Genomic DNA, 10,499 nt, shown 5'->3' with positions numbered 1-10,499 from the left:
GGCCGGAGGACTCTGGATCAGGAGAGTCCTGGTTCGAGCCCAGGAGGGGCAACTTAAGTCAGTGGGCGCGCTTACATTCGTAAGCCAGCCCGCTGATTTTCGTTTTGGTGCCGTGGTATGTGCCAACCCATGAGGCGGAGTGTCCGCAGCATCCCGAGTCTCTCGATGTGGCATGGAAGGAGAGCTGGTGGGCATGGCTAAGCTCGTGTTCGGAATGAACCAGTCCCTGGACGGCTACGTCGATCATCTGGCGTTTGCGCCAAGCCCCACGCTCTTCCGCCACTTCATCGAGGAGGCTCGGGGGCAGGCGGGCAGTGTGTACGGTCGCAAAATGTATGAGGTCATGCGTTACTGGGACGACGATCATCCTGAATGGGATACAGATGAACTCGCCTTCGCGACGGCGTGGCGGAAACAGCCGAAATGGGTCGTCTCGCGCTCGTTGAAGTCGGTCGGCCCTAACGCCAGCCTGGTCGAGGGTGATCTCGAGGGAGCGATGCGCCAGCTGAAGGCCGAGCGCGACGGGGAGATCGAAATTGCCGGCCCGGAGCTGGCGAAAAGCCTCACCGGACTTGGCCTGATCGACGAGTATCGAATCTACCTGCACCCCGTCGTGCTCGGTCACGGCAAGCCATATTTCGCCGGACCTCGGCCGCCGCTCCGCCTTATGGCGAATGATCGGATTGGCGAGGATGTGATCAGGCTGCGTTACGTTCCTGCTGAATCTCGCGACTCGCCGGATGGAATTCGCCGCTGAAGATGCTGCGATGGCCTGAATGGTGACGGGACGGCAAATTTCTCGCCTTCTCTCCAGCCGCTCGGTCTGCAGTCACAGGTCTGACATACCCGGTCGCGTCCCCACTCGCTTGCCTCGAGCGATTCCGGAGCAAGCCGTCGCGCGTTCGAGTCCCGAGCCCGCCCGGGAACATCGTCCCCGCGCTGGGCTTCGGTGCAACGGACGATTCGCCTCCTGCACCTGCCCCCCGCCGGTCACGTTCCCAATTGGTAGGCACTTCACGGTCTCCACGCCACCGAGGACGGGCGTCCCAGCGCCCAGGGCGGGGTCAATGGCACTTCCCCGCTTCCGTCGGGGTTCATGAGCCAGAGTTGGGTCCGGGTCACCTCGTAGATGTAATAGGCGATCCAGCAGGCCGCCCCCGAGTCGAAGTCGTCGGTCAGTCGGGTGACGCCGCTGCCGTCCGCATTCATCACGAGGATCCCGGGCTGATCCGTTACCCGGTTCGAGAAGGCGATCCTCGTGCCGTTGGGTGGCCAGGCAAGTTCGCCCTCCTGTAGATACGGGCTCGTACGGCCAATGCTGGGTCGGCAGCGTTCGGCGCCAGCGACCGAGCCGCGTCATAATCCACCGTGACGAAATAGCCATCCGGATCCAGGGGAACTCCGGTGGTGGACGTGATGATTTCGAGCGTGCCCTCGCCTGGGCCGGTGGGACCCGGGTCGTCGGCGTCACTGCCGCAGCCGAGCAGTCCACGAGCAACCCAGGGCAGAAGAGGACCAAGCGGCTTGAAGTCTCGCTCGCAGATCCGTCCCATGGCACTCATGTGGTCTCTCGAAGTGTGGAGGCAGACGAGGTCTTCTACCCGGTTCGTGGGCGAACCCCGCGCAGGTGCACGCCCCAGTCCCTGGGCGAATCGGTGTCAGCTGCGAAGGACTGTTGCCTGCCCCGGTCGCTCCCACGGCCGCAGCGGGCCGGGGTGTCTCTGACGCCGATTCAGACACCACGCAAAGAAGTTACCGGCCGCATCTTTACGCCGACGGCCTCGCTGCAGGAAGGGGTGTGCCGGGTATGGGGAGCATACGGGAGATCTTCCTGGTCGGCCAGGGTCAACGTCCCTAGCAGCAAACGAGTCAACTCGGTTCCGGAGACCTCGGCTGATTCCAGCATGGGCAGGATGGGGAGGGCGCTCTTGGCGGGCTTCTCCAGCAAGCTTACCACTTACATGATGCCTCTGAGCGCCCGTGGCGAGGGTGCGGATCGTACCGGGGTCGTTCCGGGCATCTGCGGTGCTCTGGGTGATGGGGCTTCCGATGATGGAGTTCTTCGACTGATCTGTCGATTTTCCCCCACTCCGTTCGACAGACAGGTAGAGTCCGATCGGAGCCCACCCCGGGCTTCGGCTCCCCACCCAAAGGAGGCCATATGCGCGTAATGGTGATGGTGAAGGCGACGAAGGAGTCCGAGGCGGAGAACACTCCCCTCGAGATGGAAGGCGCCGCCGAGATGTTCGAGGCGATGGGGAAGTACAACGAGGAATTAGTGAAGGCGGGGATCATGCTATCCGGCGACGGGCTCAGGCCCAGCAAGTTCGGGAAACGGATCCACTTCAGCGGCACAGAGCGGTCGGTGACCGACGGCCCGTTCGCGGAGACCAAGGAGCTGGTGGCCGGCTTCTGGGTCTGGCAGGTGCGCTCGATGGTCGAGGCGGTCGAGTGGGCGAAGCGGTGCCCGAACCCGATGCCGGGGCCGAGCGACCTGGAGATCCGTCCCTTCTGGGAGTCCGAGGATTTCGGCCCGGCGATCGCGGAGCAGGTGGACGCGTTGCGCAAGAAGACTGCAAAGGGGGGCAAGTGAGCCGCGGCTGAGCGGCCGCTTTGATTGCGCATTCGGGGAGGCGCATATTGCCGTCAGGCACTGTCCGGGCAACCGGGGAAGCCCACGGACTCTTGCCATACATAGAGGCACGATGTATTGTAGATCAAGGTACTCGGCTCCGCTGCGTACGGAAGAGACCATGGACATCAATAAGGATCTCGTCGCCGCCACCGCCTCTCCGCTGGTCCTCGCCATCCTGGCCGAGGGTGACTCCTACGGGTACGCCATCCTCAAGCGTGTGAGTGAGCTGTCCGGCGGCAAGCTCCAATGGACCGACGGCATGCTCTACCCGGTGCTCCACCGCCTCGAGCGGCAGGGGCACATCAAGGGCAAGTGGGGCGCCTCCGAGACAGGCCGAAAGCGCAAGTACTATCACCTCACGGCCCGAGGTCGAGCGCAGCTCACGGAGCAGCGTCAGCAGTGGCAGACGGTGGACGCCGCACTGCGTACCGTCTGGCCCGCGGTGTCGCTTTCGATGGGGACATTGCCCTCGCCGGTGGCATCCCATGGCTGACCCCGCAACGGACCTCGGATCCAGCGACTCGCTCGAGGGGCAGATCGAGCAGTGGCGGAGCTATCTTCGCCGACGCCGGGCGATCCGGGCAGTGGACGTGGAGGAGCTGGAAGATCACCTGCGCGGCGAGGTGACCGCGCTCCGCACCGCCGGCCTGTCGGAGAACGAGGCTCTCCTGGTGGCGGTGAAGCGGATGGGTGCGCTGGACGCGATCTCCAACGAATTCGCGCGCGAGCACTCGGAGCGGCTGTGGAAGCAACTGGTCATCGGGTCCACCGGTAGCGATCAGCCGGTGGACTCGGCGCGGACCGAGACGATCGTCGTCTTCGCGCTCGCAACGGTGGCAGCGCTGGCGGTCAAGGTCCCTGAGCTGTTCGGGCTGAAGTGGGGCACGGCGGACATGCCGTTCTACCTGCGGAACTTCAGTCTGTTCGTCTTTCCCCTCCTGACCGGCTACTTCGTCTGGAAGCGGCGGCTGAGCGGGCGCACATGGGCGTGGCTGGCTCTGGCATTCGCGGCCGCGGTCGTTTTCGCCAACGTCTATCCGTTCGAGCCAGGGAGCGACACGGAGATGTTGACCGCGTTGCACCTGCCGATCGCGCTCTGGCTGCCCGTAGGGATCGCCTACGCGGGCGGGCGCTGGAGCGAGAGCACCGGGCGCATGGACTTCGTCCGTTTCTCCGGCGAGCTGTTCATCTACTACGCGCTGATCGCGCTGGGCGGCGGGGTTCTCGTCGGGTTCACGATGGGGATGTTCCAGGCAATCGGGATCAATGCCGAGCCGGTGGTCCGGGACTGGCTCGTGCCATGCGGGATGCTCGGGGCCGTGATCGTCGCCTCCTGGCTGGTCGAGGCGAAGCAGAGCGTGATCGAGAACATGGCCCCGGTATTGACGCGGCTCTTCACGCCCCTGTTCGCGCTTACGCTGCTCGTCTTTCTTGGCACGATGGTGTGGACCGGCCGCGGGATCGACATCGAGCGCAACGCGCTGATCGCCTTCGACCTGCTGCTCGTGCTGGTGCTGGGCCTGCTGCTCTATTCCATCTCCGCGCGCGACCCCGAGGCGCCGCCTGCCGGCTTCGACCTGCTGCTGGTGCTGCTCCTCGTGAGCGCACTCGTCGCCGATGCCTTTGCCCTGGCGGCGATCGGGGCGCGCATTTCGGAGCTCGGGTTCACGCCCAATCGAGTGGCGGCACTCGGCGAGAACCTGGTCCTCCTCGGGAATCTGGGCTGGTCCACCGTGCTCTACGTCCGCTTTCTGCGGGGCCACGGACCGTTTGCCAGCCTCGAGCGGTGGCAGACGGCCTACCTGCCGACCTACTCCGTCTGGGCCGCGATCGTGGTCGTGGGCTTTCCGCCGGTGTTCGGGTTCGGTTGAGGGAGCGGCTACTCCCGAGTCAACTCCTCCTCGAGCGCGCGCAGAATGCCGGTCCACCCCTCGCGGTGTCCCTCGACCGCCTTCGCCGCCAGGCGCCGGTGAGTGAGAACCAGCTCGGTCCCAGTCCCCCGCTCGTGAAACTCGATGGTGACGACCGTCGGCGTGTACTCTGTCCCCCTGGAAATCCAGGTAAACGACAGCAACGACGGCGGATCGATTGCGAGGTACTCGCCGCGGTGCTCGTAGTCGCCGCCGTCCGTCCGCCCCTCCATCACGATCCGGAATCCGCCGCCCACCCGAGGATCGACGGTGACCGTAGCGTGGGTGAAGCCGAACGACTTCGGTGCCATCCAGTGCGCCAGGCTTTCCGAATCGAGCCACGCCTCGAATACACGCTCCCGCGGGACCGCCATCTCCCGCCGGACCACCAGCACCGGTTCCGCGTCGTCCGTCACGCTCATCGACCGTTCTCCGGAGGTTGTTCTGCCTTGTCGGGCCCGGCGCCGCGTTCCTGCTTCACGAGGAAGGCCTCCAACGCGGCCAGCCGGCTCTCCCAGAAGGTGCGGTAGTGCTCCAGCCAGAGCGACGCATCGCGGAGTGGCTCCGCATTGAGCCGAAGCCGGTGCTCTCGGCCCTGGATGGTGCGCTGGACCAGGCCGGCCCGCTCCAGGACCTTCACGTGCTTGGAGACTCCATTGAGGGAAATGGGGAACCGCTCGGCCAGGCTCCCGACGTTGGCATCTCCCTCCGCCAGGATCTCCAGGATCGCGCGACGGGTCGGATCTGCAATAGCGTCATAGACTAAGTCCAACATAGGCCAGGCCGAAGTTCGGGGGGCTTGTGCTCAACCGACCGGTTGAATAATATAATCAACCGGGCGGTAGAACATTAGGGACCTGGCCGAGCTGGCGCCAGTCCCGCAACCCCAAGGAGGAACGGTATGGCAACCCAGGTCACCCCTATCCAGAGCCCCCGCGTGGTCTCGCACGAGCAGTGGCTCACCGAGCGCGTGGCTTTCATGGCCAGGGAGAAGGAATTCACCCGGCTCCGGGACGAGCTCAGCCGGGAACGCCGCGAGCTGCCGTGGGAGAAGGTCACCAAGACGTACATTTTCAGTGGCCCGCGCGGCGAGCAGACGCTGGCCGAGCTGTTCGAAGGTCGGAGCCAACTGATCGTGTACCACTTCATGTTCAATCCGGCGTGGGACGAAGGGTGCCCCGGCTGCTCGTTCTGGGCCGACAACTTCGAGGGAATCGACATCCATCTGGCGCACCGCGATATCACCTTCCTCGCAATCTCGCGGGCGCCGTTCGCGAAGCTCGAGGCGTACAGGAAGCGGATGGGCTGGAGCTTCAAGTGGGTCTCCGCCGGCGCGGGCGACTTCAACTACGAGTTCCAGGCGTCGTTCGACCCGGACGCGGCCAAGAGCGGCAGGGCGTACTACAACTACGGCACGGGCCCCAGAGTGGGCGAGGACATGCCCGGCATCAGCGTGTTCTGCAGGGATCAGAACGGCGACATCTATCACACCTACTCGACCTACTCTCGCGGACTCGATCTGCTGAACGGTGCCTACAACTACATCGACCTGACGCCGAAGGGACGAGACGAGGGCGATCGCGGTCCGTCCTGGGTGCGACGCCACGATCGGTACGAGGACTGACCGATGCCGGGGATGACCACGCCGCAGCAGACCTGGTCCGCAGCCTGGGCCTGGTTCCTGGGCATGTGGACGGCGATGATGGTGCCGATGATGCTGCCATCCCTGATCCCGATGTTGTCGCGGTATCGCCGGTCCGTGCGCGGCGCGGGAGGGCTCCATCTGCACGGGCTGACGGCGCTGGTCAGTGTGGGCTACTTCATCATCTGGACCGTATGCGGTGCCATCGCCTGCGCCGCCCAGGCCGCTGTCAGCGCGTTCGAGACGCGCTGGGCGATGGTGGCGCAGTGGCTGCCGGTCGCGGCGGGCGTGGCACTGCTCGTGGCGGGCGGCGTCCAGCTCACCTCGTGGAAGGCGCGGCAGTTGGCGCTCTGCCGTCAAAGGTCAGGGTGCGGCTCTCCACCCGGTCCCGGCGCACTGGACGCGTGGCGGCATGGTCTCAGGCTGGGCGTGCGGTGCAGCCTCTGCTGCGGCAGCCTGATGCTGGCGTTGCTCGCGATGGGGATGATGGAGCCGGTCACCATGACCGCAGTGACGCTCGCGATTACCGCCGAGCGGCTGGCGCCAGCCCCGTTCCGAGTGGCGCGGGTGACGGGCGTCGCGATCGTGGTCGTCGGCGTAGCGATGATCGCGCGGGTCTGACGAGCGTCGTAGTGCCGGACCTCCGGCCTCGGACCGTCCGGCGCACTTACCGCACGTGAATCGCCACGCGCACCGTCGGCGGCGGTCCGGGTGGCGCGCCCGGCGCTGGTAGCGTATCCGCCGGCGAGGGAGCGCCAGCGGCCTGCGGAGCCGCAGCCGGCGACGGCGGCACCGGTCCGAACCTGAGCGTCAGCTCCTCCGCGGTGGCCGGCGTGTACTCGAAGTCGTAAATCTCGCCCGGGTCGAATACGAGAACCGCGGCACGCGGAGCCGTCTGCGAGGGCGGCAGCGGATATCCGTCCTTTGCCACCGGGCGCCAACTGATGGGGGAATCACCGGACTGGAGGGAGACCTGAAGCGGCGAATCGCCCGCGAGATTGAACAGCCGCAAGCGGTATCGGGTGCCCGCCTGGAGGTTCATGGCTTCGGGCTGCGTCTTCCCGTTCATTACGAACCTCGGGAAGGGGCCGAAGACCGGATTCGTGCCCGACCCGGCGGTGCCGAAGAACAGGACCTTGTCCGTCTCCGGGTCGAACCGCTCTCCGGGATCTACCACGATGATCGGACCGTACAGGCCGCTACCCATCTGCATCGATTCGTTGAAGTGCGTGTGGTACATGAACGAGCCGGCGCGCGGCGGCGTCCAGCGGACCGTAAGCGAGTCGCCCGGGGCGATGGCCGGCAGGATCGACCTCCCGGATCCGCTCCATCCCGGGACGCCGTCGGGATAGCTCTCCAGCTCGATGCCGTGCCAGTGGACGGCGGCCGGCTCCATGGACTGGTTGACGATCGTGACCGCCACGCGCTTCCCCCGCTCGAGCAGGAGCATCGGCCCCGGTACCGGAAGTGCCGTGCTATCCGCCCCGTCTGGTGTGCCGTCCAGGACGTACGACATCCCGGCCTGCGAGCCGTAGACGTTCGCCCGCTCGCGCTGGACGAGACGCAGTGCCCGCGGGGTCTCCGTCGATACCACGCTCGCCCCCTTCGGCGCGATGCTGATCCCCATCACGAGGCCGAACATCTGATGCGGACGGTCGGACATGTGATGGTTCAGCATGTCCGCGTCCAGGACACCGTTTTCGGTGTCCAGCTCGACGAGCTTCGAGAGGTGCGTGGCGTAGTGGCAATGATAGATCCAGTTTCCCGGCCGATCCGCTGCCCAGGATAGCGACATCGTGCCGAATGGCTGCAGGACCTCGGTCACTCCCATTCGCCGCTGTTCGGGGGTGTAGAGCGAATCCGTCAGCCCGTTGCCTTTCGACTCGATCCGGAAGTAGAAGCCGTGGAGGTGCATGGGGTGGTCGATCTCGGTGAAGTTGACCACCCGCCAGTGCACCGAGTCGCCCTGGGTATAGTCCAGCCGCTCCGTGTGCGGCCAGGACAGCCCGTTGATGGCCATGGTGCACCGGCTCAACCCGGACGGGCTCGCCGGGGCCACCGCGCACCACCACGAGATCGCGAAAACGCGGTCGTCCGGGGTGCGTGGCGCGTTCGGCGGATCGACGACAATGACCCCGTGGAGCTGCATGTCCTCGACCAGCCGGAGGCCGGCCGGAGCCACGCCGCGCTTTGCGTAGTAGTAGTAGGTGCCCGGGGCGGTTGCCTTGAACCGCAGCCGCGCCGTGCCCCCCACGGGGATGGTCACCGAGTCCGCCTGCCCGTGAACCCTGCCGAAACCATAGAGGGTCAGCGGCCGATCGAGCCGGTTCCGGACGGTGGCGTGGATCTCCGTGCCCGTGCGGACGCGGATGACGGGGCCCGGGGTGGACAGTGGCTTTCCCGCTTCGCCGAAGGCCGCGACGTCGAGCGCGCGCCCGCTATCACCCTCCGGCCGCCAGGAACCGGATCGCGCCTCGAGCGCGATCGTCAGGATACCGTGCTCGAGGGTACCGCCGGATCGTCGGTTGTCGTTGGGAGCGATACGAGCTGCGGCCGGGGGCCGCGACGACGCGGCCGTGACGAAGCCAAGAGTGACCAGCGCGGCATAGGCGAGCCACTTCGTCATGGCGGCACTCCTGGCGTGACGGGGCCCGAGGACACGGGCGATGGGATGGCGTGAATCGTCCGCCGGGGCTGGCTGATCGGCTGGCGGTGCTCACAAGATGGAGTGTAGGACAGCCGCCGGCTAGTCCAGCGATCGTGTGCGACCAGCGTATGAGTGCGCCGGCGAAACGACCGTCGAGTTGCAATCCGCGCCCCTCCTGAGGCTGGAGACCGGTCACGGAATCCGGATGTGCGTCAGCTAAGCCCAGGATGGGCCCCGACTTCTGCAGAAGCAAACCCACTGCACTCACAAGGCACGATAGCTGCAACTTGCCGGTGGGTCCTGCAGGTCCCCCTTTGAGCCATGTCGAGCTTTGCGAACGCCGCCGGAGTGACCCGTGGTCGAGGCGCGCCCGTCATCCCTCCGCAGTCAGCGGGGGCAGGCTCTCGTAGAGTATGCGACGATCGTCGCGGTCATAGGCGTGTGCCTGGTGGCGATTCTTGGCCTGATAGGTAGGGCGACCGGCCGTGCCTACGATCGTACCGCCGCCGCCGTTTCGCTTCCGGGCAATTCGGGATACTCGGCGCTGCCTGCCGGCATACTGACGAGCACTATTTCCCACCGGCGGGGACACGTCCATGGGCCGGGAGAGCCGCCCGATGACTCTCTGGCCAGCGGGCAGCCACAGGACTCCTCCGGCGGAGCCGCGACGGCGTTGCGCTGATCCTCGATTTGGGGCCGGTCGCCCAACTGAAAGCGCCGCATCGGGGTAATCCGGCGCGGCGCTTTTCCTGTTCAGTTCATCTCCTGCATTTATTTCATCTCCTGCGCCCTACGGCGTCGCTGCCACCGCCGCGGGGGCGTCGAGCATTCCCGCGCCGGTCGCGTTGGCGCCCCAGCAGATCTGCTGCGTCGTCGTGCTTCCCGGGACGAGGATGACCGAGCGGCACCCCGCACCCAGCGGTATGGCCGAGCTCTCGAGCGCGGCCTCCGCCTGGCTCTCGGTGAGCGCCGGATTCCATCTCCAGCATCAACCCGACAGTGCCGGTCACGTGCGCCGCCGCCCCCAACTGTTATTCACCACCGGCGGCGCGTTCGCGAGCGGGCCATCCTCGAGCTGCGCGAAGTAGAGCAGGCCGGCCGCAGTGATCGAGTCATCGAAGCTGCAGCCGTGACGGGAATTCTCGCTGCCCCGCGCGCCGCCGCCGACGAACGACGTGGCGTACTGGGTCGCGATGCGCACCGCCGGGAAAAACTGCGGCCAGGTATAGAGCAGGCCCGTATCCAGGATCCCGACGTAGACGCCCTTGCCCCGTCCGGGACACGGCGTGGGCCGAGCTGCCTCGGGACGCCAGGGGCAAGGATGCAGGGCAGTGCGGTGAGTCGTCACTCGTTTCGAGATTAGCCCACCCCCTTCGCGATCACCCCCGAGCAGTGTCGCTCCCGGCTCCCACCGGCCGGAAGGGCCTCGACGGGGCGCCAAGTACTCGTGCCGGGGCTCCCGCGTAGCTGGTGCCTGGGCTCACATCCCGCGCAGCGCTCGGGGCGTAGTGTCTGGGGGTATCCGACCAGCCTTCGAGCCCGAGCCACAGGAAGGGAAGCTGCCATGCTCACACGAACACTCCTTGCCGCCGGTGGACTGGCGGCGGCTTTCGCGGCCGCGCCGCTGAGCGCGCTCCATTCCCAGACGCCGGCCCAGGACTCCGC

11 protein-coding genes are annotated in these 10,499 nt (G+C 66.4%); 6 read left to right on the top strand and 5 right to left on the bottom strand.

The window, feature by feature from the left end; genetic code table 11:
- Window positions 1-172 precede the first annotated feature (172 nt).
- Window positions 173-757 carry a dihydrofolate reductase family protein gene (locus VHR41_06875; protein HEX3233902.1) on the top strand — a complete coding sequence of 195 codons (585 nt, stop codon included), beginning with the start codon at window positions 173-175 and terminating at the stop codon, window positions 755-757.
- Window positions 758-1,014: 257 nt separating this feature from the next.
- Here VHR41_06875 and VHR41_06870 read toward each other — a convergent pair whose 3' ends face one another.
- Window positions 1,015-1,209, bottom strand: coding sequence for a hypothetical protein (locus VHR41_06870; protein HEX3233901.1), 195 nt, complete (start codon window positions 1,207-1,209; stop codon window positions 1,015-1,017).
- A gap of 952 nt (window positions 1,210-2,161) precedes the next feature.
- On the opposite strand from VHR41_06870, the gene VHR41_06865 reads away from it, so the two are divergent.
- From VHR41_06865 to VHR41_06855, 3 genes are all read left to right on the top strand, one after another.
- Window positions 2,162-2,593 (top strand): YciI family protein, encoded by a 432-nt coding sequence (locus VHR41_06865; protein ID HEX3233900.1) that lies wholly within the window; start codon window positions 2,162-2,164, stop codon window positions 2,591-2,593.
- 160 nt (window positions 2,594-2,753) lie between these two features.
- Entirely contained in the window at window positions 2,754-3,128 is a 375-nt protein-coding gene (locus tag VHR41_06860) for a helix-turn-helix transcriptional regulator (GenBank protein ID HEX3233899.1), read from the top strand.
- On the top strand, window positions 3,121-4,506 hold the full coding sequence (locus VHR41_06855; protein ID HEX3233898.1) for a permease prefix domain 1-containing protein: 1,386 nt from the start codon (window positions 3,121-3,123) through the stop codon (window positions 4,504-4,506). Before VHR41_06860 ends, VHR41_06855 begins: the two co-directional genes overlap by 8 nt.
- 8 nt (window positions 4,507-4,514) lie before the next feature.
- Here VHR41_06855 and VHR41_06850 read toward each other — a convergent pair whose 3' ends face one another.
- Together VHR41_06850 and VHR41_06845 are read right to left on the bottom strand one after the other, a co-directional pair.
- The gene (locus VHR41_06850; protein HEX3233897.1) at window positions 4,515-4,967 is read right to left on the bottom strand and encodes an SRPBCC domain-containing protein; all 453 of its coding nucleotides are present in this window, start codon (window positions 4,965-4,967) and stop codon (window positions 4,515-4,517) included.
- Complete coding sequence (locus VHR41_06845; GenBank protein ID HEX3233896.1) at window positions 4,964-5,320, bottom strand: metalloregulator ArsR/SmtB family transcription factor; 357 nt, start codon at window positions 5,318-5,320, stop codon at window positions 4,964-4,966. Before VHR41_06845 ends, VHR41_06850 begins: the two co-directional genes overlap by 4 nt.
- A gap of 126 nt (window positions 5,321-5,446) precedes the next feature.
- Here VHR41_06845 and VHR41_06840 point away from each other — a divergent pair, with 126 nt between their 5' ends.
- Both VHR41_06840 and VHR41_06835 read left to right on the top strand, forming a co-directional pair.
- Window positions 5,447-6,169 carry a thioredoxin family protein gene (locus VHR41_06840; GenBank protein ID HEX3233895.1) on the top strand — a complete coding sequence of 241 codons (723 nt, stop codon included), beginning with the start codon at window positions 5,447-5,449 and terminating at the stop codon, window positions 6,167-6,169.
- Window positions 6,170-6,181: 12 nt separating this feature from the next.
- Window positions 6,182-6,808, top strand: coding sequence for a DUF2182 domain-containing protein (locus VHR41_06835; GenBank protein ID HEX3233894.1), 627 nt, complete (start codon window positions 6,182-6,184; stop codon window positions 6,806-6,808).
- A gap of 46 nt (window positions 6,809-6,854) precedes the next feature.
- Here VHR41_06835 and VHR41_06830 read toward each other — a convergent pair whose 3' ends face one another.
- Together VHR41_06830 and VHR41_06825 are read right to left on the bottom strand one after the other, a co-directional pair.
- Window positions 6,855-8,813 (bottom strand): multicopper oxidase domain-containing protein, encoded by a 1,959-nt coding sequence (locus VHR41_06830; protein ID HEX3233893.1) that lies wholly within the window; start codon window positions 8,811-8,813, stop codon window positions 6,855-6,857.
- 1,027 nt (window positions 8,814-9,840) lie between these two features.
- The gene (locus VHR41_06825; GenBank protein HEX3233892.1) at window positions 9,841-10,182 is read right to left on the bottom strand and encodes a hypothetical protein; all 342 of its coding nucleotides are present in this window, start codon (window positions 10,180-10,182) and stop codon (window positions 9,841-9,843) included.
- Window positions 10,183-10,499: the final 317 nt, after the last annotated feature.

The organism is Gemmatimonadales bacterium, assembly GCA_036265815.1.
Classification (GTDB): Bacteria; Gemmatimonadota; Gemmatimonadetes; order Gemmatimonadales; family GWC2-71-9; genus CAVVWJ01.
Note: the sequence above shows the minus strand (reverse complement) of the source record. Positions and strands in the feature narration are given on the sequence as shown.